We start from the raw sequence: 24,071 nt of genomic DNA, 5'->3' as shown, positions 1-24,071 counted from the left end.
ATGAAACCGCAGCCGATGCGCCTCGGGGATTTGTCGGTGGGCTTCGTCCATAGCCTGGCCGACGCCGTGCGCAGCCATGGCCTGGACCCACAACCGCTGCTCGAACAGTACGGCCTCGACGCCGCGCGACTGGCAGAGGCCGGCGCCCGCCTCTCGATCCCGCGCTACATGCGCCTGGGTCACGGGGCCATTCAACTGACTGACGACCCGGCACTGGGTTTGCGCATGGGCCAGCTCAGCCGTCTGAGCCAGGCCGGCCTGGCCGGAGTCACCGCCGCCCAGGCCCCCACCGTGCGGGAAGCGGCGCGCTGCCTGATTCGCTTTGAAGCGCTGTATGGCTCCAACTATCGCGGCCAATCGAGCTTTCATGAAGATGCCCAAGGCGCCTGGCTGCGGTTCTATTCCATCAGTCCCTATAACGCCTACAACCGCTTCGTGGTGGATTCCATCATCGCCGGCTGGTTGCAGCAATTATCCAGCGTAAGCCCTGCCCCGCTACGCGCCGAACGGATCGAGATCGAATTCCAGGCGCCGGATTACCGTGAGGCCTATGCCGTGTTGGGGGATTGTCCGATTCAGTTTGGCGCCGAACAGAATCAACTGCGCCTGAACCTGGAGAGCCTCGCCCAGCGCAATCCGCAGCACTGCCCCAGTACCTGGCGGCACCTGCTGCAACTGTGTGAACGGGAACTGGAGCAACTGACACGCACCCGCAGCCTGCGTGAACGCATCACTCAGTTACTGGGGCCGTTGCTCAATGGTGGTCGGGAACCCGACCTGGAAGAAGTGGCGGCACGCCTGAAGCTGCCGACCTGGACCTTGCGTCGCAAACTCGCCGAGGAAGGCACGCAGTTTCGTGCAATTCTCAACGACACGCGCCGCGACCTCGCCATGACTTACATCCGAGACACCGAACTGGCGTTCGGGGAAATCGCCTACCTGCTGGGATTTGCCTCTGCCGAAGCCTTTCAACGGGCTTTCAAACGCTGGAACGGCCAGACCCCCGGCGAGTTTCGCCGCAGTCATCGCCAATCCCCCTAAAGCTCGGTAGCGTCTTCGGCCGGCTCCAGCGGGTCCAGTTCAAACGCCTGGTATTCGAGCAGTTCTTCTTGATAATCGTCCATTATTAAACCCCCATCGCTTGTTGAAAAAATCGCTTGAATAAATGACCAGCGCCCTGAGCATAAAGTGCCCGCATGAAAGAAAAATGACGCGCGCATGACACTACATCTCTACTGAATAAAACGTAGCAGGTGGTCAGGAATTTATCACAGGATTTTTTCGATACGAGCGGTAGGAATACGGCCCGATTTGATGTGGATCAATCTTGGAAGGTGTTGCGGGATCGGAGTCGTCTGACCCGATCCCGTAACATCAGGCTATTACTGGCCGGAGACAGGCATGGCCGAAATTGGCTCGGTCGGTGCTGGCATGGTGCTTGAATCCGCCGGTGGAGCCACTGTTTCGGTGGACGAACTCGGCTCGCTGCTCTGCACCGGGGTAATCGGCGCCGTTTCAGCAGGTGGCACAACAGGCTCCGAACTGGCTGGAGCGGTTTCAGCGGGTGCAGGTTCGGCTGCCGGCGCTGGAGCAGGCGCAGGTTCTGCCGCTGGGGTCGAGGTCGGCGCCAACTGAGCCGGCGCAGCCTTGGCTTCGGGCACACCCAGATCAGTCTTCGGCTTCTCGGTAATGTGTGCCGCCTTCTTCGCCTCCGGTGGGAGGAACAACTCGACCAAGGCAAAGAAACGCTCGTAGAACTTGGCCGAGGACACGGTTTCACTGGCGACCTTGACCATCGAATCGTCAGACGAGCCGATCGGCATCGATACCGAGCCCAACACACCGACACCGAGGCTGGCGGAGTTGTTGGTCTTCTTCAACGCATAACGGTCCTGCAGGGCGTTGGCGAACATTGTCGCGTGATGCCCTTCGCTGCCGTCATCGGCACAGACCACGCTGAAGCTGATCTCCATGTGGGTCTCACCAGTCTGCTGGAAGCTCTTGTGTCCACTGACCAGCTTCGGATCGGCGCTGGTGATGATGTAACCCTGGCTGAGCAAAGCCCGACGGGCGGCCTCGCAGGTTTGCGCATCGGTCACCGGGTAATTGCGCGAGAACGTTCCGGAGTCGTCGAAGTTCTCATGCTCGTAGATGGCGGCTTTCTTCGACGAACAACCGGCAGCGGCGGCCAGCACCAAGGCCAGCCCGACAACACGCATGGGAATTGATTTAAACATTGAACATCCTGAGGAAAACGGTTCGGGGCGTATTGTGCAACAGATCGATGCTTAGCGTCGCACCGTTTGGTGTCTTAAAACAGTTACAAGTCTACTGACTGTTACTGACAGGAAAAAGTCGCGCGGTAAATAAGCAGGCGACGGGTAGCTCATGCCGTTTTTGTTTCCCCCATAAAAAACCCCAGCCTTACGGCCGGGGTTTTTGTGTCGCGCAAAGCTCAGTCAAGCATCAGAAACGCTTGATCTCAGCCTCGCTCTCCAACAGTTTGCGGTAAGCCGCGAAGTCTTGCTGGCCAATGCGCGAGGCGAGGAAGCGACGGTATTGAACCTTCTCTTCTTCGGTCGGCGCCGCAGCTTCGTTCACGGCGTTCAGACGCACGATCACCAGGCTACCATCGGCCAGGGTCACGCTGCTGAAGGTCGGCTTGTCTTTGGAGACAGGCTTGGGCATGCGGAACAGCGCTTGCAGCACGGTTGGGTCGACCCCTTCCTGAGCACGCGTCGCAGCTTGAGTCACTTTCCAGTTCTGGCCATCGATCGCCTGGTCCAGTGCAGTCTTGCCATCGCGCAGGCTGACGATCAGTTGATCAGCCTTGGTCTTGGCGGCAGCACTGGCATGCTCCTTGGTCAGCTGCGCACGGATGCTGGCAGCCACGCTTTCCAGCGGCAGTTGCTCAGGCTTGCGGTGTTCCTTGGCGCGCAGCACGATCACGGTTTCCGGGTCCAGCTCGATGGCGGTGCTGTTGGCACCCTCATCCAGCACTTCAGGACTGAACGCAGCGGTCACTACGGCACGGTTGGCCGCAATTCCTTCGCCACCTTCCCGGCCGAATGGCGCGGACGTGTGGACAGTCAGCTTCAGGTCTTGTGCCGGCTGGGCCAGATCGGAGGCTTCGAACGACGAGTCTTCCAATTGCTTGGTCGCCTCGACGAAGCGCTGCTCGACCTGCTGGGTTTTCAGCTCGCGGGTCAGCTTGTCTTTCAGGCTGGCAAACGTCGGCACTTCAGGGGCTTCAACGCCCAGCAGCTTGATCAGGTGGAAACCGAAGTCAGTGCGAACCGGCTCCGAAACCTGATCCTTGGCCAACGAATACAGGGCTTTTTCAAACGCTGGATCGTAGACGCCTGGACCTGCATAACCGAGGTCTCCGCCGTTGTTCGCCGAGCCTGGATCCTGGGAGAACTCCTTGGCCAGAGCCTCGAATTTCTCGCCTTTGGCCAGACGCGCCTGCACTTCTTCGATCTTGGCCTTGGCTTGCGCCTCGCTCACCTTATCGTTCACTTCGACCAGAATATGCGCAGCCCGGCGTTGCTCGGACAGGTTCGCGGTTTCTTTCTGATACGCCGCTTGCAAGTCTTCGTCCTTGACGCTGACCTGATCAAAGAAGGACGCCTTCTTCAATTCGAGGTAGTCGATGACCACCTGATCCGGCGTCATGAATTCCTTGGCGTGTTCGTCGTAGTAGGCTTTGACTTCGTCGTCAGTCAGTTTCACCGCCGCAGGATCTGCCTTGACGTTCAAGGTGGCGAAATCGCGGGTCTGTTTTTCCAGACGGGCGAAGGCCAGAACCTGTGCATCGGTGACAAAGCCGCTACCGGCCAAGCCAGCACGTAGCTGACCGATCAGCATTTCCTGAGCCAGCATCTGGCGAAATTGCAGACGGCTATAGCCCAGTTGACGGATCACCTGATCGAAGCGATCGGCGTTGAATTTGCCTTCCACCTGGAATTCAGGCGTTTGCAGGATCACCTGATCCAAAGCCGCTTCGGAGAAAGCGAATTTCGATTTTTCTGCGCCTTGCAGCAGCAGTTTGCGATCGATCAGGCCTTTGAGGGCCGATTCGCGCAGCATTTTTTCGTCGAGCAAGGAAGCATCGAAATCCTTGCCAAGCTGTTGCATGAGCTGACGGCGTTGCATATCAACCGCCTGGTTCAGCTCGTTTTGACTGATTTCTTCACCATTGACCTTGGCCGCATCCTGGCTGTTGGTCGTCGCCTGGAAAATGGCCTCGATACCGGTGAAAGCCATCAGTACAACGATGATCCCGATAATGGTCTTGGCAATCCAGCCTTGTGAATTGTCCCTGATATTCTGCAGCATGCGTCCCCCAGAAACGGTTGAACTTCAAAATTAGGCAACCGTGGAGCGTGGGTAGAATCCGGATAGAAGAAAGGCGCATCCGAGGATGCGCCTTCTCGTAACTGGCGGAGCGGACGGGACTCGAACCCGCGACCCTCGGCGTGACAGGCCGGTATTCTAACCGACTGAACTACCGCTCCGCTGCCAAGTCAGGAATGACCCCGACCCGGATAGGCAAAAACCTGAATCGAACTTAGTTGACAGCTTCTTTCAGTGCTTTACCGGCTTTGAAACCTGGCTTTTTGGCAGCAGCGATTTCCAGCGTCTTACCGGTCTGTGGGTTACGACCAATGCGAGCTGGACGATCGGTTACGGAGAAGGTACCGAAACCAACCAGAACAACAGAGTCGCCAGCCTTGAGAGCGCCAGTGACGGATTCGATTACAGCGTCCAGCGCACGGCCAGCAGCAGCTTTCGGGATATCAGCGGATGCAGCGATAGCATCAATCAGTTCCGACTTGTTCACTCTAAGTCCCCTTATATCTATTTGAGTTTGATTCTAAGTTTTTTGGTGAAAGCAAAAAAACGAGTGCTGAATGGCCTACAGACACTTAAGAGCCGCTTTATAACAAGGGCTCTAAAAAACTGTCAACAAGCCCCCCAGGCAAATGCGTACTAATGCGTGCTAATTCTTTCCTTAGAGTCAGTCTCGCGTTTTTCATCCTTTGCAACGATCTCCGGAACCACATCCGGCAAGGGCTCCGGCGCGTATTGCAGCGCAATTTGCAGGACCTCGTCAATCCATTTAACTGGTTTAATCTGTAGATCTTGCTTGATATTGTCAGGAATTTCCTTCAGATCGCGTACGTTCTCTTCAGGAATGATCACCGTCTTGATTCCACCACGGTGAGCAGCCAGCAGTTTTTCTTTCAAACCACCAATCGCCAACACCTGACCACGCAAGGTGATTTCGCCGGTCATGGCAACATCTGCGCGTACAGGAATGCCAGTCAATGCTGACACCAGGGCCGTGCACATGCCTACACCGGCGCTAGGGCCATCTTTCGGCGTTGCCCCTTCAGGCATATGGATGTGGGTGTCGCGCTTCTCGTGGAAGTCCAGAGGAATCCCCAGGCTCTTCGCACGGCTGCGGACAACGGTCAGGGCTGCGGTGATCGATTCGACCATCACGTCACCCAGAGAACCGGTTTTGATCAACTGGCCTTTACCCGGCACGACCGCGGCTTCGATGGTCAGCAATTCGCCACCCACCTGAGTCCACGCCAAGCCTGTGACCTGACCGATCTGATCCTGCGACTCAGCCAGACCGTAGCGGAATTTACGCACGCCCAGGAAGTGCTCGAGCATGTCGGCAGTGACCTTCACCGAGAAGCGTTTTTCCATCGCATGCTCTTTGACCGCCTTGCGGCAAACCTTGGCAATCTGGCGCTCCAGCCCACGTACACCGGCTTCGCGGGTGTAGTAGCGGATGATGTCGCGGATCGCTTCGGCGTCGAATTCCAGCTCGCCTTTCTTCAGTCCGTTGGCCGTAATCTGCTTCGGCGAAAGGTATTTGACAGCGATGTTGATCTTCTCGTCTTCGGTGTAACCCGGCAGACGAATCACTTCCATCCGGTCCAGCAGCGCCGGCGGAATGTTCATGGAGTTGGAGGTGCACAGGAACATCACATCGGACAGGTCGTAATCGACTTCCAGATAGTGATCGTTGAAGTTGTGGTTCTGCTCGGGATCGAGCACTTCCAGCAACGCCGACGCCGGATCGCCACGCATGTCGCTGCCCATTTTGTCGATTTCATCGAGCAGGAACAGCGGGTTGCGGACGCCCACCTTTGTCATTTTTTGAATCAATCTTCCTGGCATCGAACCGATATAAGTCCGGCGATGACCACGAATTTCCGCCTCATCGCGCACACCACCGAGGGCCATGCGCACGAATTTGCGGTTGGTGGCGTGAGCGATCGACTCCGCCAGAGAGGTTTTACCCACCCCGGGAGGACCGACCAGGCACAGCACCGGACCACGAATCTTCTTCACGCGCTTCTGCACGGCGAGGTATTCGAGGATCCGCTCTTTGACTTCTTCCAGACCATAGTGGTCGGCGTCGAGAATGTCTTCGGCACGAGCGAGGTCCAGACGCACCTTGCTCTGGGCCTTCCACGGCACTTGAACCAGCCAGTCGATATACGAACGCACCACCGTCGCTTCCGCGGACATTGGCGACATTTGCTTGAGCTTGTTCAGTTCGGCCTGAGCCTTGGCCAACGCGTCTTTCGGCAGGCCGGCGGCATCGATACGCTTCTTCAGCTCTTCGATTTCGTTGTGGCCTTCGTCGCTGTCGCCCAGTTCTTTCTGAATGGCCTTCATCTGCTCATTCAGGTAGTACTCGCGCTGGCTGCGCTCCATTTGCTTTTTAACGCGGCCGCGAATGCGTTTTTCGACTTGCAGCAGATCGATCTCGGCATCCAGCAACGCCAGAACGTGCTCGACCCGGGCCGACAAATCGATGATTTCGAGGATTTCCTGCTTCTGCTCGATTTTCAGGGCCATGTGCGCAGCCATGGTGTCAACCAGGCGGCCTGGCTCGTCGATGCTGTTAAGCGACGACAGGACTTCAGCGGGGACTTTCTTGCCCAGCTGCACATATTGTTCGAACTGAGCCAGCAGGCTGCGGACAAACACTTCCGACTCGCGCTCAGGCGCGTCGACTTCGTCGATCAGCGAAACTTCGGCACGGCAGTGGCCGTCGACTTCGCTGAAGCGCTCCACGGCGCCCCGCTGCTCGCCTTCGACAAGAACCTTGACCGTGCCGTCAGGCAGCTTGAGCAGCTGCAGAACGGTGGCGATGGTGCCTACGCGATAAAGTGCTTCTTCACCGGGATCGTCGTCAGCAGGATTTCGCTGAGCCAGCAGAAGGATCTGCTTGTCGCCCGTCATCGCTGCCTCGAGGGCTTCGATGGATTTCTCGCGCCCCACGAACAGCGGGATAACCATGTGCGGATAAACCACGACATCACGCAATGGCAGGAGAGGCAATTCGATGGTTGTCTTCATGATTTCGCCTCTACGGCGGCCATAAGGCCGTAAACAGATGGAAGTAAGCTTTAAACCAAGATGGGGGCTGTTTTCAAAAAAAACAAGCGGATAAAAAAACCACTTTAAAGATCGCCGCTTACGGTAGCGCCTGCGTGGGCCCGGATACATCCAAAAAGGTCGGATGTCATGCTGCCTTCACAGCGGTTCGACGATCCGACAAGCCAGCGCCCACAATAGCAAAGGGGCCCGAAGGCCCCTTCTTTATTTCAGCAGTGTGACGCTCAGGCGTCTGGCGCTGCCTTGGCAGCCGGCTCACTGTTTTCGTAGATATACAGTGGCTTGGACTTGCCTTCTATAACGCTTTCATCGATCACTACTTTACTCACCTCGGACTGCGAGGGGATTTCATACATAGTGTCGAGCAATACACCTTCGAGAATCGAACGCAGACCACGGGCACCGGTTTTGCGTTCCAGGGCACGTTTGGCGACCGATTTCAGCGCGTCAGCCCGGAATTCCAGGTCCACGCCTTCCATCTCGAACAGCTTGGCATACTGTTTGGTCAGAGCATTTTTCGGCTCGGTGAGAATCTGCATCAACGCAGCCTCATCAAGCTCGTCCAGCGTAGCAAGTACCGGCAGACGACCAACGAACTCAGGGATCAGACCGAACTTGACCAGATCGTCAGGCTCGACTTCACGCAGGGATTCACCGACTTTCTTGCCTTCTTCCTTGCTGCGCACTTCCGCGTTGAAACCAATGCCACCCTTGGTGGAACGGTTTTGAATAACCTTTTCCAGACCGGAGAACGCACCACCGCAGATGAACAGGATGTTACGGGTGTCGACCTGAAGGAATTCCTGCTGCGGATGCTTGCGACCACCTTGAGGTGGAACGGAAGCGACCGTACCTTCGATCAACTTGAGCAGGGCCTGCTGTACGCCTTCACCGGAAACGTCCCGAGTGATCGACGGGTTGTCAGATTTACGTGAGATCTTGTCGATCTCATCGATGTAGACGATACCCATCTGGGCTTTTTCTACATCGTAATCGCACTTCTGCAGCAGCTTCTGAATGATGTTCTCGACATCTTCACCTACATAACCCGCCTCGGTGAGGGTGGTTGCGTCGGCGATGGTGAACGGAACGTTCAGCAAGCGGGCCAATGTTTCGGCAAGCAGGGTTTTACCCGAGCCTGTCGGGCCGATCAGCAAGATGTTGCTTTTGCCGAGTTCGACGTCGTCATTCTTTTTGTCACGCTGGTTCAAACGCTTGTAGTGGTTGTACACCGCTACGGCCAGAACCTTTTTCGCACGCTCCTGACCAATCACGTACTGATCAAGGATGCCGCTGATTTCTTTAGGCGAAGGCAATTTATGCGCGCTGCTTTCGGCCTGGGCTTCCTGCACCTCCTCACGGATGATGTCATTGCACAGGTCGACGCACTCGTCGCAGATAAAGACCGAGGGGCCGGCAATCAATTTGCGTACTTCATGCTGGCTTTTGCCACAGAAGGAGCAATAGAGCAGCTTGCCGTTGTCCTCGCCGTTGCGGGTGTCAGTCATTCGTTCGATCCAAATCCGATAGGCTTGCAACACAAGATGAAGGCTATTGCGGGCTTTTTCAAGCCCGCCGGTGATCAGACCAGCTGACCAACCCTATTTTGAGCTGCTTATTATTAAGCGGGGCGCTGGTTGATCACTTCATCGATCAACCCGTATTCACGCGCGGCTTCAGCGCTCATGAAATTATCGCGGTTGGTATCGCGCTCGATTTCTTCAAGAGTGCGCCCGCTATGCTTGGCCATCAGCGTGTTGAGACGCTCACGAATGAAGAGGATTTCCTTGGCATGGATTTCAATATCCGAAGCCTGGCCCTGGAAACCGCCCAGTGGCTGGTGAATCATCACACGCGAGTTCGGCAGGCAGTAACGCTTGCCCTGGGCACCGGCCGTCAGAAGAAACGCGCCCATGCTGCACGCTTGACCGATACAAGTGGTCGACACGTTTGGCTTGATGAACTGCATGGTGTCATAGATCGACATGCCCGCCGTGACCGAACCGCCCGGGGAGTTGATATAGAGATGGATGTCCTTGTCCGGGTTTTCCGCTTCAAGGAACAGCAGTTGCGCACAGATCAGGTTGGCCATGTAGTCCTCTACCGGACCAACCAGAAAAATCACTCGCTCCTTGAGAAGGCGCGAGTAGATGTCATAGGCGCGCTCGCCACGAGCAGACTGCTCGACAACCATCGGGACCAGGCCGCCTGCGGCCTGGATATCAGAGTTCTGCTGAATATAGGAATTACGGAACATGCTCTGCAGTCACTCCCAAATAGTTATGTCTTGAATACGCATAAGCCAGCACGAAGGCTGGCTTATGGTGTGTGCTTCTTACCGCAAAAACGATCAGTCGGCTTGTGGAGCTTCTACCGGCTTGACAGCTTCTTCGTAAGAGACCGATTTGTCGGTCACGCTAGCTTTCTGCAGAACAGTATCCACAACTTGCTCTTCCAGCACAACCGAACGGACTTCGTTCAGTTGCTGGTCGTTCTTGTAGTACCAAGACACAACCTGCTCAGGCTCCTGGTAAGCCGAAGCCATTTCCTGAATCATCTCGCGAACGCGGGCTTCGTCAGGCTTGAGGTCGAATTGCTTGACCACTTCAGCCACGATCAGACCCAGCACAACGCGGCGCTTGGCTTGCTCTTCGAACAGCTCGGCCGGCAGTTGGTCAGGCTTGATGTTGCCGCCGAACTGCTGAACAGCCTGCACGCGCAGACGGTCAACTTCGTTGGACAGCAGAGCCTTTGGCACTTCGATCGGGTTGGTGGCCAGCAGACCGTCCATAACCTGATTCTTGACCTTGGATTTGATCGCCTGACGCAGTTCGCGCTCCATGTTCTTGCGAACTTCGGTGCGGAAGCCTTCCAGACCGGTTTCCTTGATGCCGAATTGAGCGAAGAATTCTTCGGTCAGCTCTGGCAGTTTAGGCTCGGAAACGGTGTTCACGGTCACGGTGAACTCAGCGACTTTGCCTGCCAGGTCGAGGTTCTGATAGTCCTCAGGGAAGGTCAGGTTCAGAACGCGCTCTTCGCCGGCTTTAGCGCCGACCAGACCGTCTTCGAAGCCAGGGATCATGCGGCCGGAACCCAGCACCAGCTGGGTGCCTTTGGCGGAACCGCCAGCGAACACTTCACCGTCGACCTTGCCGACGAAATCGATGTTCAGTTGATCTTCGTTCTGAGCAGCGCGATCGGCGACTTCGAAACGGGTGTTCTGCTTGCGCAGGATTTCCAGCATCTTGTCCAGATCGGCGTCCGCCACGTCAGCGCTCAGGCGCTCGACAGCGATGCCTTCGAAACCGGCAACGGTGAACTCAGGGAACACTTCGAAAATTGCGACGTATTCCAGGTCCTTGCCTGCTTCCAGGGATTTAGGCTCGATCGAAGGCTGACCAGCCGGGTTCAGCTTCTGCTCAACCACAGCTTCGTAGAAAGAAGACTGGATCACGTCGCCTACAGCTTCCTGGCGAGCGTCAGCACCGAAACGGCGCTTGATTTCGCTCATTGGCACTTTGCCTGGACGGAAGCCAGCAATCTTGGCCTTTTGGGCGGTCTGCTGCAGACGCTTGTTGACCTGGCTCTCGATGCGCTCAGCCGGCACGGTGACGCTCATGCGGCGCTCAAGAGCAGTAGTATTTTCAACAGAAACTTGCATGGATATTCCTCGTTGCACAGACGTTAGCCGGCCGTTTCCGACCCCAGAATCAAGGGCATGCATTCTAGTGGGTCAAACTCAAGAAGTCACCCTACTGAAAACGGGTAAAAAAGCAGCAGGCAATTTATAGGCGGGGACAAACGGTTGTGCCTCGCCCTGTTAGCAAATACAGCCAGTCATGCCAAGGCTCTGCACCAATCCTTCTATATATAGAAGGAATCGGCAATCCATCCCTGACAGCCGACCCCGCGAGGGGATCGGCGGGCAAATCGTGCATCATCGAGAAACATAAATACGATGAAACGACCCGCCCCTGCGACCCACAACCTGCAGTCGTCGACACTCAAACAACTGAAACAAAAAAGGCGCCAGACTGTTAAATCTGGCGCCTTTCGAAATATGGGGTGGACGATGGGGATCGAACCCACGACAACGGGAGTCACAATCCCGTGCTCTACCAACTGAGCTACGCCCACCATATTGCGTGACAAAGAAGCCAAACAACTTCTTTGCTGAGCCCCAACCAAGCCAAGCGGCAAGAGTGAAGCTTTATTTGGTGCGGATGAAGAGACTCGAACTCTTACGCCTCGCGGCGCTGGAACCTAAATCCAGTGTGTCTACCAATTCCACCACATCCGCGGATTGAAGCTGTTAAAGCAAAGGCGCCAGACTGTTAATCTGGCGCCTTTCGAAATATGGGGTGGACGATGGGGATCGAACCCACGACAACGGGAGTCACAATCCCGTGCTCTACCAACTGAGCTACGCCCACCATATCGCGTTACTTGTGCCAAAGTTGCCTAATGGCGCACCCGGCAGGACTCGAACCTGCGACCATCCGCTTAGAAGGCGGATGCTCTATCCAGCTGAGCTACGGGCGCCTTGTTAATCTGTACCCTTGAAGGACTACAAACTAAGTGCTTTTCAGCCTTGCGGAAGCGTAACTCCGCTCGACCTTCTCAACCAGTGCTAGGCTGTGCCCGACAAGTGCGACGAATAGTATAGAGCCCCCCAGAGGTCGTCAAATCCTTTTTAAAAAAAATTCATTTAATTAAAGGGGTTAGGGGAATTTGCAGACCAAGCGCCTTTGCCCTCACCTCATGACATGCGAGAATGCGCTCTCTTTTTTTCCCCTCTCGATGGTTAATCACGCGCAATGACTGCACAACTAATCGACGGCAAATCGATCGCCGCCAGCCTGCGCCAGCAGATCGCCAAACGAGTCGCCGAGCGTCGCCAGCAAGGTCTGCGCACGCCTGGCCTCGCGGTGATCCTGGTCGGCAGCGATCCTGCCTCTCAGGTTTATGTCTCGCACAAGCGTAAAGACTGTGAAGAGGTCGGCTTCCTTTCGCAAGCCTATGACCTGCCTGCCGAAACCACTCAAGAAGCACTGACCGATCTGATCGATCGCCTGAACGATAACCCGGCGATTGACGGCGTTCTGCTTCAGCTGCCCTTACCTCAACATCTGGACGCATCCAAATTGCTGGAGCGCATTCGTCCTGACAAGGATGTCGACGGTTTCCACCCTTATAACGTCGGCCGTCTGGCCCAGCGTATTCCGCTGCTGCGTCCGTGCACACCTAAAGGCATCATGACGCTGCTGGAAAGCACCGGTGCCAATCTATACGGAATGGACGCGGTCATTGTCGGGGCGTCCAACATTGTTGGTCGCCCGATGGCAATGGAACTGCTGCTGGCCGGTTGCACCGTGACCGTTACCCACCGCTTCACCAAGGATCTGGCGGGCCATGTCGGTCGCGCCGACCTGGTGGTGGTTGCCGCCGGCAAGCCGGGCCTGGTCAAAGGTGAGTGGATCAAGGAAGGCGCGATCGTGATCGACGTTGGCATCAATCGCCAGGAAGACGGCAAGCTGGTCGGTGACGTGATCTATGAAACCGCCCTGCCCCGCGCCGGCTGGATCACTCCGGTACCGGGTGGCGTTGGCCCGATGACCCGCGCATGCCTGCTGGAAAACACGCTGTACGCCGCGGAAACGCTGCACGGCTGAGTTCACGCTGGCTTGCAGCGCCGCATAAAGGAACCCCGCCAGTCGCGGGGTTCTTTTTACCTGCAGAAAAAGCTCGACCATCCGCCGGAAAAGCCCGTTTTTATCAGGCGCCCAGGCACTTTCATCTGAACATCGAACAACCATCGACAGTTCTTCAGCCATACTCCTAAAATGCGTCGCTTTTTAAAGAAACAGCCCGTTACAAAACGGTATATCCACCCTTTATGAGTCCGCCAGCGTGAAAATCCGTCTTTCAATCCTGAGCCTGTTTTTTGCATTTACAGGGACTTTCACCACGCCAACGATCAACGCTGCAGAAACCACTGCCGCACCCCGAGACACTTCACAGCTGAAGATCGCTTCCGGCAGTGTCTTGCTGATGGATATGCAAACCAACAAAGTGATCTATGCCAGCAACCCTGACGTCGTAGTGCCAATCGCATCCGTCAGCAAACTGATGACCGGCCTGGTGGTGGTAGAAGCCCGGCAGAACATGGACGAGTATCTTTCCATCAACATCAGTGATACCCCGGAAATGAAAGGCGTGTTTTCCCGGGTCAAACTCAAAAGCGAATTGCCACGCCGAGAAATGCTGCTGATTGCCCTGATGTCCTCGGAAAACCGTGCCGCTGCGAGTCTGGCCCATCACTATCCGGGCGGCTATGTCGCGTTCATTGCCGCCATGAACGCCAAAGCCAAAGCGCTGGGAATGACCAGCACCCACTTTGTCGAACCGACGGGCCTCTCTCCTCGCAATGTGTCCACCGCCCGCGATTTGAGCAAACTGCTGATCGCCGCACACAAGTACCCGCTATTGACTCAATTGAGCACCACCAAGGAAAAAACCGTTTCGTTCCGCAAACCCAACTACAGCTTGGGTTTCCGCAACACCGACCATTTGGTCAACAAGCCTAACTGGGACATCAAACTGACCAAAACCGGCTTTACCAACGCGGCCGGTCACTGCCTGGTGCTGGTGACCCACATGGGAGATCGGCCGATGGCGCTGGTGATTCTCGATGCCTTCGGCAAGTACACGCACTTTGCCGATGCCAGCCGGATTCGCAGCTGGGTCGAAACCGGCAAGAGCGCCAACGTGCCGTCCGTAGCCCTGCAGTACAAATCCGACAAGAACCTCAAGCATCGCCAAAGCGGTGTGGTTGAAGCATCGAAGTAAACTCGAAACGCCTCCAAACGAAAGCCCCTAATAAAAAGCCCCGAATATTCGGGGCTTTTTATTAGGGATTAATCATTGGGCAACGGCATCTGATCGTCATCCGGAATGCCGTCCCCCGCACTCGGGTCTTTCCAACCTTGCGGATGCTTTGTGGGTACCACGGTCGGTCTGGCCAATGGGTCCCGTAACGGACTGTCCGGGTCCATCACCGGATCCAGATCCGACTCGGGGGTTGTTGGAACACTGTCTGGAGGATCTGGACGTTTGTCGTCGAAGCTCGAATCGGTAGACATATGCACCTCTGACTAGGTCTTGGGTTTCAGATCGCCCAGTGGATCGTAAGGTTTCGCGGGAGCCTTCTTGCCCGCCTCACCCGGTTTTATATCCTTGGGCGCCTTGGCAGGGCCGATGGGATCGACCTGAGGATCGGCGAGGTCCGGAGAATCGGGGTCGAATCCCAACTCATTATCGGACGAATGCTCAGATGAGTGCGGGCCGACAGGGGTATTGGAATGAGCCATGGGCGCCTCCTGGTCACGACCCGGCAAAGTAATCCGGGCCCTTTACATGAGAGGCCAATAACCCTGAGTGGTGCCCTGCAAGATGACGAACGGAAACTACTGCGCGCTCAACGCTTTTTTTGCCCGGGCCGCCGCCTGCTCTTGACCTGACTGGGCAAGATCGCTCGCCGCCTTCAGCCAGCGCTGCTGATCGACATTGGCCGGAATCTGGTCCGGCTTCTGGATCAATACGGCCCAGCCACCGGCATTCTCGAACGCCGATTCAAAGGCGCTGAACCCCATCAGCAACCGACGATCCATCCCGGCGCGCAGCAACACAGTCTGCTTCTGACGATTGTAACCGGCGAGAATGGCGTATCGCGGCTCTGCCCAAAACGCCGAACCTTCAGTGAAGCGCACCATCACCGGATAACCGGCCGCAACCTGGGCCAGCAGCGCCGACGAATGGCTGTCGAGGGGATAGACCACCATCCCGTACTCACGGGCAAGATTCTGCATGTTCTGCTGCAATCGATCTTCGGCACCCGGCAAATGCAGGGGTTTGTCGAGCAACCCCGGGGTTATCACGATGCCCTGCTGGGACAGCAGACTAGCCAGCACCTGAGGCCCGCTTTGATAACTTTGCCCACGGTAGAACGTACCGCTGAGTTCGACCCGCTCCGGCAGACGCTTGATCTCAGGCGCCACGCTCCCCACACAGCCAGCCAGGCCAGCAACGCAGCCAACGATCAGTACCAAAGATCGAATTCGAGAAAATACCCGCACCATCATCACTCTCTTGTTCAGACGCCAGGCAATCGCACAGCCGGCTTGGCCGTCGATCATAGGATGCCGCGCGACAGCGGTATAGCCTTAACCGGCAGTTGATAGCATTCGATAGAGCGAACTGGTTGGAGGCAGGCGACTTTTGGTCAATAGCCTGAAATACAGCAGCGGCTAGACTGTCACTTACCAAGGACGAATGTGTGCCCGATGCAGGGCAAAGAGGAGGCACTGATGAGCCTGACAATAACCATTGTAATGTTGATCTCCGGCTGGCTGGCCGTGGCCGCCGCCATGCTGTGGGGTGTTTTGCGTATTACCCGCCGGCACCATCAGCACCCGGTTCAATCGGCACCTGTGGCGAAAACCGATCAGCCGGCTGCCCGCCCCGCCACCGCGCACTGACCGGCGCTTTTCGGTCATCCAAACAAAAACGGCCGCCTGGACTCTTTCGAGTTCAGACGGCCGTTTCATTTAACGAAGGTTAAGCTTCAGCGGCGATGCGCTTCTGCCTGGCCCGACGCGACAGCATGTTCAAGCCTTCGATCGTGGCCGAGAACGCCATGGCCGCATAGACGTAGCCTTTCGGTACGTGGGCGCCAAAACCTTCGGCGATCAGCGTCATGCCAATCATGATCAGGAAGCCCAGCGCCAGCATCACCACCGTCGGGTTGTCGTTGATGAACTTGGCCAGAGGGTCAGCCGCCAGCAACATCACCAGTACCGACACCACCACCGCGATGATCATGATCGGCAAATGCTCGGTCATGCCGACGGCGGTAATGATGCTGTCGATGGAGAACACCATGTCCAGCATCAGGATCTGCCCAATCGCAGCAGCAAAACCCAGGGTCACGGTCGAGGTGGCCGAGGTCGGATCATCCGGCGCCGGGTCCATGCTGTGATGGATCTCGGTGGTCGCCTTCCACAACAGGAACAGGCCGCCGGCGATCAGGATCATGTCTTTCCAGGAGAACGCATGGCCGAGAATCTCGATCACCGGCTCCGTCAGCTGGACGATGAACGCGATGGTGCTCAACAGTGCCAGGCGCAGGATCAACGCCATGCCGATACCAATCCGTCGCGCCTTCTGGCGATGCTGTTCGGGCAGCTTGTTGGTGAGGATCGAGATAAAGATCAGGTTATCAATGCCGAGCACGATTTCCATCACCACCAGCGTGGCCAGGGCGACCCAGGCAGTGGGGCTTGCAGCAAGTTCTAAAAGGTATTCCATGGGTCAGTCCTGACTCGTTTGAACGGTTTAGATTTCCTGGGACGAAGAGTCGGTTTTGTCCGTCTCTTTGGCCGGTTGTTCTTTCTTGCTGATCAAACCGCCCGTGGCATCGCTGAGCGCTTGCTCGGCCGCTTTGTGGGTATCGTCAATCGCCTGTTTGGCGGTTTCGGCAGCCTTGCCCATCAATTGCTGAGCGCTTTTCTCGGCCTGGTCGCAACCGGCCAACACCAGTAAAGACGTGATCAGCAGTGCCGTGGTTTTAAGCTTCATGATGCTTACCTCGATAGAACAGACAGAACCGAAAAGGCGATCCGTCGATGGCGAAGCATTCTAAGGAAGCAAACACTTCAGGAAAATTCGTATTTTTAGCGGCTATACTTCGTTTTTAACGAATCCAGATAGTGTATGGCGTATGCCCTACGGATGATGTGAACAAGGGGATTTCACCAACATGCTTAATTATCGACAGCTGCATTACTTCTGGGTGGTGGCCAAGACCGGCAGCATCGTGCGCGCCTGCGAGCAATTGAACCTGACGCCACAGACCATCAGCGGGCAGATTTCCCTGCTCGAGCAAACCTATGGCATCGAGTTGTTTCGCCGGGTCGGCCGACAGTTGGAACTCACCGAAGCCGGACGTCAGACGCTCCCTTACGCCGAGCAGATGTTCCAACTCGGTGGCGAACTGGAGTTGATGCTGCGGGCGCAGCCCAATGAGCAACAGATTCTGTTTCGGGTGGGCGTCGCCGATGTGGTGCCCAAATCCATCGTTTATCGCCTGATCGCACCGACCATGGAGTTGAGCGAGCCCCTGCGTATCACCTGTCGCGAAGACAAACTGGAACGTTTGCTTGCCGACCTGGCGATTCAACGCCTTGATCTGGTGATCTCCGACAGCCCGATGCCCTCGAATCTGGACATCAAAGGCTACAGCCAGAAGCTCGGCGAATGCGGCATCAGCTTCTTCGCCACCGCCGAACTGACCGCGCGATATGGCCAGGACTTCCCTCATAGCCTGCACGGCGCCCCACTGCTGATTCCCGGACCGGAAACCGTGGTGCGCAGTCGCTTGCAACGCTGGTTTGCCGAACAGCAGATCCAGCCGCGGATCGTCGGCGAATTCGACGACAGCGCCCTGATGCAGGCCTTCGGCCAATCCGGCAGCGGGATATTCATCGGCCCGAGCGTGATTGCCGACGAAGTGAAACGCCAATGCGACGTGGAGTTGATCGGCCAGACCGACGCGGTGCGCGAGTCGTTCTACGCCATCTCAGTGGAACGCAAGGTCAAGCACCCCGGCATTGTCGCCATTACCGAAGGTGCCCGACGCGAGTTGTTTGTCGAGATGTGAGGCGTCAGGCGCAGATTTCGCGAGGTTTGAAGGTCATCAGCGCCATCGCCAACAGAATCGAGACCAAGATAAAACCGGCCGCCGCGAAACCCAGGCCACCCAGGCCCACACTGTCGATCACTCGCCCACCGACCATCGCGCCCAGACCGATTCCGAGGTTGGCCCCGGCAATGTTCAGCGATGCAGCAAAGGCCGGAGCTTCAGGCGCAGCCTTCATCAGGCGCACGTGGCTGACCAGGAACAGCGCGGCCTGAGTCACGCCCCAAATCCCCATCGCTGCCGCCAGACCAAGGGGTGAATGAATGTTCGGCACCAAGGCCACCATGCCGGCAATCATGAACGCACAAAACGTCACAGAAGCGATCAGCGGATGCCGATCCACCGCACGACCGCCCAACGAGTTGCCGATCAAGCCGACCGCGCCAAAGCCCATCAGGCACCAGCCGACCACCGTGCCGTTGAAACCGGCGAGCCGCTCAAGAATGTCTGCCAGGTAGGTGTACGCGGTGAACATGCCGCTGAACACCAGGATCGACAACAGCACATGCCCCAGCATCAACGGGCTGCGCAGAATTTTGAACTGCGAGCGAAAACTCACCTGATGCTGGTGCAGGTTGGTTTTCGGCAGGTAGATAAACAGCAGCAATGCCTTGGCAAACGCGATCACCGCCAGAATGCCGAAAGCACTGCGCCAGCCGAACGCATCGGAAATCAGCGTACCCACCGGAATGCCGAACACCGTGGCGCAGACGATACCGAAACCGATCTTGGCGATGGCCCGCCCGGCATAGTCCGGCCCGACGATGTCCACTGCAGTTTCACTGGCCAATGCCCAGAACACCGGCAGCCCCAGCGCCGGAATCAATCGCGCAATGGCCATCACCCCGATGTTCGGCGCCAGTGCCGCCAGCGTGTTGGCCAGGCCGAACATGATCAGCACGCTGATAAACAGTTTGCGCCGTTCAAACCTGGCGAAGTACGCCGTCAGGAACGGCCCGAAAGCGGCTACGGTAAAGGCGAACAGTGTCACCAGCAAACCCGCTTGAGGGATGCTGACGTCCAAGTCACGGGCGATTGCCGGCAACAGACCGACGATAATGAACTCCGTGGTCAGCACCGTAAAACCGGCGGCGGACAACAGAAGGATGGGCAACAGCATGCAGAACTCCAGGAAAACGACGACACCAGCGACAGCCCGAAGGCTCACTGGCAGAACTTGAAAATGAGGATGGCGAAGCTTAACAGAGTGTTTCCGGACGAGGTTGCACGAACCTGCAAATCGCGTTGAGCAATCGGGTGGCAGATCGTCACAGGTCTGAAGGATCACGGCTACGCTGTGATAAAGTCCGCGACCTGCGGTACTTACACTTTGCTCATCGGCCATTCATTGGCATTGATGTAGCGACCCTTCGGTTCCCTCCATGTGGCCTGCCCGGCTTTTTGCTGCATGAGCACAACCCTGCACCCTAATAAAATCAGAGATGCCGTTATGACCGCTTCATCCCCTTCTCTCTTGCAACGCCTGAAACGCAGCAGCCTGGTCACGCAAATCATCATCGGCCTGATCGCCGGGATTGCCTTGGCGTTGTTCGCGCCTGAGCTGGCCAAGTCCACTGCCTTTATTGGCAAAGTGTTCGTCTCGGCGCTCAAGGCTGTTGCGCCGATTCTGGTGTTCGTGCTGGTCATGGCCTCGATTGCCAACCATAAGCACGGCCAGGAAACCCACATCCGGCCGATTCTGTTTCTATACCTGCTGGGCACCTTCGCGGCGGCCGTGGTGGCGGTGATCGCCAGTACGCTGTTTCCGTCGAGTCTGGTGCTGTCGACCCAAGACGTTGCGGTGACCGCACCGGGGGGCATCAGCGAAGTGTTGCAGAGTCTGTTGCTCAGCGTGGTCGACAATCCGGTCAGTGCGCTGATGAACGCCAACTTCATCGGCATTCTGGCTTGGGCGATCGGCATGGGTGTTGCGATTCGCCATGCCGGCGAGACGACGCGCGAAGTACTGGGCGATCTGTCCAATGGCGTGACCCTGATCGTGCGTCTGGTGATTCGCTTTGCGCCATTGGGGATCTTCGGTCTAGTGGCCTCGACCCTCGCCACCTCCGGTTTCGGTGCCTTGATCGGTTACATGCATCTGCTGGCTGTGTTGTTGGGCTGCATGCTGTTCGTGGCGCTGGTGATGAACCCGGCCATTGTGTTCTGGAAGCTACGTCGCAACCCGTATCCGCTGGTATTCACCTGCCTGCGCGAGAGCGGCATCACTGCGTTTTTCACTCGCAGTTCGGCGGCGAACATTCCGGTCAACCTGGAGCTGAGCAAGCGCCTGGGCCTGCACGAAGACACCTATTCGGTGTCGATCCCGCTGGGCGCCACCATCAACATGGCCGGCGCCGCGATCACCATCACCGTGTTGACCCTGGCCGCCGTGCACACCTTGGGCATCGCTGTGGACATTCCGACAGCCATCCTGCTCAGCATCGTCGCGGCGATCTGTGCCTGTGGCGCCTCGGGCGTGGCCGGGGGTTCGCTGTTGCTGATTCCACTGGCGTGCAGCCTGTTCGGCATCCCGAGCGAAATCGCCATGCAAGTGGTAGCGGTCGGCTTCATCATCGGTGTGTTGCAGGACTCGGCGGAAACCGCGCTGAACTCCTCCACCGACGTGCTGTTCACCGCGGCGGCGTGCCAGGGTGAGGAGCAGAAGACCCAGAAAGCCCGGGAAGCCCAGCGTTTGGCATAACGACGCAGAAGATCAAAAGATCGCAGCCTTCGGCAGCGCCTACGCGCCTGCGGGCGCTGCCGAAGGCTGCGATCTTTTATCCCTGCAAAAAAAGCCCGCCAAGGCTTACACCTTGGCGGGCTTTTTTGTATCTGGGCGGTTTAGAACGCGCCCATGTAATCGCGCTTGCCCACTTCCACGCCGTTGTGACGCAGCAGTGCGTAAGCGGTGGTCACGTGGAAGAAGAACTGCGGCAAACCATAGCTCAGCAGGTAAGCCTGGCCAGTGAAGCGCTTCTCTTTAGGCGTGCCTGGACGGGTAACGATCTCGATGCCTTCCTTGCCGTCGATCTGCTCGGGTTTGATCTCGCCGATGAAAGCCAGGACCTTGGCGATCAACGCTTGCAGCTCGGCGAAGGTGGTTTCGGTGTCATCGTATTTCGGCAGTTCGACTTCAGCCAGACGCGCCGAAACACCTTTGGCGAAATCAACAGCGATCTGCACCTGACGCATCAGCGGGAACATGTCCGGGTACAGACGGGCTTGCAGGAACGCGTTCGGATCAATGTTTTTCGCGGTAGCGTGGGCTTCGGCCTTGCTCAGGTTGTTGCTCAGGGCATTGAGCATTTGCTGGAAAACCGGAACGGAAGCGGCGTACAGGGAAATAGTCATGATGGTCTCGTGTGGTGACAGGAGTAAAAACCTGGAGCGATTATAGCCATGCTCGACTGCCCTGCGGCTTGTCTTTTATCCTGCAAGGATTAGGCTAGGCGGCTTCGACTGCATGCTTCGACTGCATAGGGAAAAGCGCGATGAGCACTGAGCAAGAAACGACCTCCGACAAACCGCGGCTCAACAGCACGGAAATCCGCATTCTGGGCTCGTTGATCGAGAAACAGGCCACCAGCCCGGAAACCTATCCGCTGACGCTTAATGCGCTGGTGATTGCCTGCAACCAGAAAACCAGCCGAGAACCGGTGATGAACCTCAGCCAGGGCCAGGTTGGCCAGAGCCTGCGCGTTCTGGAAGGTCGCGGCTTCACAAGACTGGTAATGGGCAGCCGTGCCGACCGCTGGGAGCATCGGGTCGACAAGGCGCTGGAACTGGTGCCGGCGCAGGTGATTCTGACGGGGCTGTTATTTCTGCGCGGCCCGCAGACGGTCAACGAACTGCTGACCCGCAGCGGCCGCATGCATGACTTCGAAGATGCCGAGCAGGTGGTGCATCAACTGGAGCGCTTGATCGCCAGGGGTCTGGCGCTGTTGATCCCGCGCCAGGCCGGCCAGCGCGAAGACCGTTACATGCATGCACTGGGCGATCCGGCGGATATCGAAGTGATCCTGGCTGCCCGGCAAAATCCTGTGGAGCGTGGCACCAGTGGCGGTGTGTCGGTAGAGCGAATCGAAGAGCTTGAAGCGCGGATTGCGGCGCTGGAAGAGCGACTGGCACGTCTCGAATAATCACTGAGGTCCTTGTGGCAGGGAGCTTGCTCCCGCTGGGTCGCGAAGCGGCCCCAAACCTGTCAACGCATTACGTCTGGCTCACCGCGCTTGCTTGCCTTGCGACTGCTTCGCAGCCGAACGGGAGCAAGCTCCCTCGCCACAGGGTTCGCGCTCAACTCTGAACTGCTACTCGCCGTCCCAATAATCCACGCCATCGGCCTGCCTGGCGACGGCGACGAAACCCGAAGCATTGCCTTGGGCATCGACCTTGAAGTCGTCCATCACCACGTATTTGCCGGAATCCGGGTATTCGCAAATGTCCGGTGATTGCTGGCTGCTGACCGCCAGATAGCGCAATTCGCCGTTGCTGGTGTTGATGATCTGGTGCGCGGCTTCAGGACCACCCGCCGGGCAGGCAATCACATCACCAGCGCGGATCGGAAAGCGTTCGGCACCCAGGCGAATCTCCCCCTCCCCGGCCACGATGTAGAACATCTCCTCGTTGACCCGATGGTTATGAAAAGGACTGCCACGCATGCCAGGCTCCAAGGCATATAACCGATAACCCAGCTTTTGCGCGCCCAGTTGCTGGCCGATGCGTGCCAGGCGTTGCTGATAGCGGCCGGCGGCGTCTCCGGTGGGGGCAAACTCTTCGGGCAGCGGTAAAAGTTCGGCCTGATCCAGGTTGAGAATGGCGGGATGCATGAAAACCTCGGTCACGGTGGCTGGAGAGCAAGTCTTCGCTTGCTGGCGAGCAGTATAGGCGGGGATTCGCGGGTAAATGACCGGGGCAGACTGAAGACCGAGTCGCGGCAATCGCGAGCAGGCTCGCTCCCACAGGTGACCAAGTTGATTCAGACTAATGCGGTCAAGTGTGGGAGCGGGCTTGCTCGCGAAAGGGCCGGGACATCCAACGAATATTTGGGAATGATCAGCTGCGGGCAAACGCCACGGCTTTCCGGAACTGCTCATCGGTCGGCCGCACACCGGTGTACAACACGAACTGTTCCAGCGCCTGGATCGCAATTACTTCCAGCCCGGTGATCACCCGTTTGCCTTCGGCACGACCGCGCACGATCAATGGTGTTTCCGAGGGGATCGCCACCACATCGAAGACAGTTTCCGCCGCAGCGATAACATCAGGCTCAAACGCCAGTTGATCGGCCTCCGGCCCGCCGGTCATGCCGATGGGCGTGACGTTGATCAGCATCTGCGGGCGTTGGCTTCCCAACTCCGCCAGCCATGAGTAACCCAACGATTCAGCCAAGGCACGCCCGGCGCGCTCGTTCCGGGCCACAATCAGGCCATTTTTGTAGCCGCCATCGCGCAAGGCACTGGCCACAGCCTTGGCCATGCCGCCACTGCCACGCAGGGCAAAGGTCGAATCCTTGGGCACCTGATGGGTTTCAAGCAACTGGGCGATGGCAATGTAATCGGTGTTGTAGGCCTTGAGATGACCGCTGGTATTCACAATAGTGTTGATCGATTGGATGGCCTCAGCCGATGCATCCAGCTCATCGACCAACGCAATACAAGCTTCCTTGAACGGCATCGATACCCCGCAACCCCGGATGCCCAAGGCGCGAATTCCGCCCACAGCGCCCGGCAAGTCCTGGCTGCTGAAGGCCTTGTAGTAAAAATTCAGGCCCAATTGTTCGTACAGATGGTTGTGAAACCGCAGACCGAAGTTGCCAGGGCGCCCCGAGAGTGACATGCACAGCTGAGTGTCTCTGTTGGGGTTCATCTGCATTGGAATCTCCTTCAAT

The 24,071-nt window shown here is 57.3% G+C and carries 24 protein-coding genes and 5 tRNA genes; 7 read left to right on the top strand and 22 right to left on the bottom strand.

What is annotated here, in order from left to right:
- Window positions 1-1,041 (top strand): AraC family transcriptional regulator, encoded by a 1,041-nt coding sequence (locus ACZ89R_RS28140; RefSeq protein WP_429547447.1) that lies wholly within the window; start codon window positions 1-3, stop codon window positions 1,039-1,041.
- Here the strand turns inward: ACZ89R_RS28140 and ACZ89R_RS28135 are convergent.
- From ACZ89R_RS28135 to ACZ89R_RS28075, 13 genes are all read right to left on the bottom strand, one after another.
- A complete protein-coding gene (locus ACZ89R_RS28135; protein WP_429547448.1) occupies window positions 1,038-1,220 on the bottom strand; it encodes a hypothetical protein in 183 nt (60 codons plus the stop codon). The two genes, ACZ89R_RS28140 and ACZ89R_RS28135, sit on opposite strands and share 4 nt — an antisense overlap.
- A 162-nt stretch (window positions 1,221-1,382) precedes the next feature.
- Complete coding sequence (locus tag ACZ89R_RS28130; RefSeq protein ID WP_192342579.1) at window positions 1,383-2,237, bottom strand: DUF2242 domain-containing protein; 855 nt, start codon at window positions 2,235-2,237, stop codon at window positions 1,383-1,385.
- Between the two features lie 229 nt (window positions 2,238-2,466).
- Entirely contained in the window at window positions 2,467-4,338 is a 1,872-nt protein-coding gene (locus ACZ89R_RS28125) for a SurA N-terminal domain-containing protein (protein ID WP_427622722.1), read from the bottom strand.
- Window positions 4,339-4,440: 102 nt separating this feature from the next.
- Window positions 4,441-4,517: transfer RNA gene (locus ACZ89R_RS28120), tRNA-Asp, on the bottom strand.
- 53 nt (window positions 4,518-4,570) lie between these two features.
- A complete protein-coding gene (locus ACZ89R_RS28115; protein WP_002552737.1) occupies window positions 4,571-4,843 on the bottom strand; it encodes an HU family DNA-binding protein in 273 nt (90 codons plus the stop codon).
- A gap of 149 nt (window positions 4,844-4,992) precedes the next feature.
- On the bottom strand, window positions 4,993-7,389 hold the full coding sequence (gene lon, locus ACZ89R_RS28110; protein WP_008073094.1) for an endopeptidase La: 2,397 nt from the start codon (window positions 7,387-7,389) through the stop codon (window positions 4,993-4,995).
- Between the two features lie 263 nt (window positions 7,390-7,652).
- Window positions 7,653-8,936: an ATP-dependent Clp protease ATP-binding subunit ClpX gene (gene clpX, locus ACZ89R_RS28105; protein WP_007946893.1), complete on the bottom strand. Its 1,284-nt coding sequence runs from the start codon at window positions 8,934-8,936 to the stop codon at window positions 7,653-7,655.
- 113 nt (window positions 8,937-9,049) lie between these two features.
- Complete coding sequence (gene clpP / locus ACZ89R_RS28100; protein WP_007901795.1) at window positions 9,050-9,685, bottom strand: ATP-dependent Clp endopeptidase proteolytic subunit ClpP; 636 nt, start codon at window positions 9,683-9,685, stop codon at window positions 9,050-9,052.
- A gap of 93 nt (window positions 9,686-9,778) precedes the next feature.
- Window positions 9,779-11,089 carry a trigger factor gene (tig, locus tag ACZ89R_RS28095; protein ID WP_429547449.1) on the bottom strand — a complete coding sequence of 437 codons (1,311 nt, stop codon included), beginning with the start codon at window positions 11,087-11,089 and terminating at the stop codon, window positions 9,779-9,781.
- Window positions 11,090-11,489: 400 nt separating this feature from the next.
- Window positions 11,490-11,565 (bottom strand) — tRNA-His (locus ACZ89R_RS28090).
- Between the two features lie 78 nt (window positions 11,566-11,643).
- Window positions 11,644-11,728: transfer RNA gene (locus tag ACZ89R_RS28085), tRNA-Leu, on the bottom strand.
- A gap of 57 nt (window positions 11,729-11,785) precedes the next feature.
- Window positions 11,786-11,861: transfer RNA gene (locus ACZ89R_RS28080), tRNA-His, on the bottom strand.
- A 32-nt stretch (window positions 11,862-11,893) separates the two neighbouring features.
- Window positions 11,894-11,970: transfer RNA gene (locus ACZ89R_RS28075), tRNA-Arg, on the bottom strand.
- Window positions 11,971-12,245: 275 nt separating this feature from the next.
- Here ACZ89R_RS28075 and folD point away from each other — a divergent pair.
- Both folD and pbpG read left to right on the top strand, forming a co-directional pair.
- Entirely contained in the window at window positions 12,246-13,100 is an 855-nt protein-coding gene (folD, locus tag ACZ89R_RS28070; protein WP_429547450.1) for a bifunctional methylenetetrahydrofolate dehydrogenase/methenyltetrahydrofolate cyclohydrolase FolD, read from the top strand.
- 238 nt (window positions 13,101-13,338) lie between these two features.
- Window positions 13,339-14,277 (top strand): D-alanyl-D-alanine endopeptidase, encoded by a 939-nt coding sequence (gene pbpG / locus ACZ89R_RS28065; protein ID WP_123496540.1) that lies wholly within the window; start codon window positions 13,339-13,341, stop codon window positions 14,275-14,277.
- Between the two features lie 68 nt (window positions 14,278-14,345).
- Here pbpG and ACZ89R_RS28060 read toward each other — a convergent pair whose 3' ends face one another.
- The 3 genes from ACZ89R_RS28060 to ACZ89R_RS28050 form a co-directional block, all read right to left on the bottom strand.
- The gene (locus tag ACZ89R_RS28060) at window positions 14,346-14,570 is read right to left on the bottom strand and encodes a hypothetical protein (RefSeq protein WP_123496538.1); all 225 of its coding nucleotides are present in this window, start codon (window positions 14,568-14,570) and stop codon (window positions 14,346-14,348) included.
- A gap of 12 nt (window positions 14,571-14,582) precedes the next feature.
- Window positions 14,583-14,798 (bottom strand): DUF6021 family protein, encoded by a 216-nt coding sequence (locus ACZ89R_RS28055; protein WP_123496536.1) that lies wholly within the window; start codon window positions 14,796-14,798, stop codon window positions 14,583-14,585.
- Window positions 14,799-14,894: 96 nt separating this feature from the next.
- Entirely contained in the window at window positions 14,895-15,623 is a 729-nt protein-coding gene (locus tag ACZ89R_RS28050; RefSeq protein ID WP_429547451.1) for a cysteine peptidase family C39 domain-containing protein, read from the bottom strand.
- 171 nt (window positions 15,624-15,794) lie between these two features.
- Here ACZ89R_RS28050 and ACZ89R_RS28045 point away from each other — a divergent pair, with 171 nt between their 5' ends.
- Complete coding sequence (locus tag ACZ89R_RS28045) at window positions 15,795-15,965, top strand: hypothetical protein (protein WP_429547452.1); 171 nt, start codon at window positions 15,795-15,797, stop codon at window positions 15,963-15,965.
- A gap of 79 nt (window positions 15,966-16,044) precedes the next feature.
- Here the strand turns inward: ACZ89R_RS28045 and ACZ89R_RS28040 are convergent, their stop codons facing one another.
- Complete coding sequence (locus ACZ89R_RS28040) at window positions 16,045-16,794, bottom strand: TerC family protein (RefSeq protein WP_007901783.1); 750 nt, start codon at window positions 16,792-16,794, stop codon at window positions 16,045-16,047.
- Between the two features lie 27 nt (window positions 16,795-16,821).
- On the bottom strand, window positions 16,822-17,064 hold the full coding sequence (locus tag ACZ89R_RS28035; protein WP_123496528.1) for a hypothetical protein: 243 nt from the start codon (window positions 17,062-17,064) through the stop codon (window positions 16,822-16,824).
- A gap of 181 nt (window positions 17,065-17,245) precedes the next feature.
- Between ACZ89R_RS28035 and nhaR the strand changes: the two genes are divergently transcribed.
- Window positions 17,246-18,145: a transcriptional activator NhaR gene (gene nhaR, locus ACZ89R_RS28030; protein ID WP_429547453.1), complete on the top strand. Its 900-nt coding sequence runs from the start codon at window positions 17,246-17,248 to the stop codon at window positions 18,143-18,145.
- 4 nt (window positions 18,146-18,149) lie between these two features.
- Here nhaR and ACZ89R_RS28025 read toward each other — a convergent pair whose 3' ends face one another.
- Entirely contained in the window at window positions 18,150-19,304 is a 1,155-nt protein-coding gene (locus tag ACZ89R_RS28025) for an MFS transporter (protein WP_123496524.1), read from the bottom strand.
- A 330-nt stretch (window positions 19,305-19,634) separates the two neighbouring features.
- On the opposite strand from ACZ89R_RS28025, the gene sstT reads away from it, so the two are divergent.
- Complete coding sequence (gene sstT, locus ACZ89R_RS28020) at window positions 19,635-20,885, top strand: serine/threonine transporter SstT (protein ID WP_429547454.1); 1,251 nt, start codon at window positions 19,635-19,637, stop codon at window positions 20,883-20,885.
- A 140-nt stretch (window positions 20,886-21,025) separates the two neighbouring features.
- Here the strand turns inward: sstT and ACZ89R_RS28015 are convergent, their stop codons facing one another.
- Complete coding sequence (locus ACZ89R_RS28015) at window positions 21,026-21,535, bottom strand: DUF1993 domain-containing protein (protein ID WP_429547455.1); 510 nt, start codon at window positions 21,533-21,535, stop codon at window positions 21,026-21,028.
- A gap of 140 nt (window positions 21,536-21,675) precedes the next feature.
- On the opposite strand from ACZ89R_RS28015, the gene ACZ89R_RS28010 reads away from it, so the two are divergent.
- A complete protein-coding gene (locus ACZ89R_RS28010; RefSeq protein WP_429547456.1) occupies window positions 21,676-22,323 on the top strand; it encodes a YceH family protein in 648 nt (215 codons plus the stop codon).
- A gap of 168 nt (window positions 22,324-22,491) precedes the next feature.
- On the opposite strand, the gene ACZ89R_RS28005 is transcribed toward ACZ89R_RS28010, so the two are convergent.
- On the bottom strand, window positions 22,492-23,010 hold the full coding sequence (locus tag ACZ89R_RS28005) for a cupin domain-containing protein (protein ID WP_007901772.1): 519 nt from the start codon (window positions 23,008-23,010) through the stop codon (window positions 22,492-22,494).
- Between the two features lie 226 nt (window positions 23,011-23,236).
- The gene (locus ACZ89R_RS28000) at window positions 23,237-24,055 is read right to left on the bottom strand and encodes a shikimate 5-dehydrogenase (RefSeq protein WP_429547457.1); all 819 of its coding nucleotides are present in this window, start codon (window positions 24,053-24,055) and stop codon (window positions 23,237-23,239) included.
- Window positions 24,056-24,071: the final 16 nt, after the last annotated feature.

Source organism: Pseudomonas sp. TE3728, from assembly GCF_056279145.1.
The sequence above is the reverse complement of the archived record's forward strand: the minus strand, read 5'-3'. Positions and strand labels throughout refer to the sequence as shown.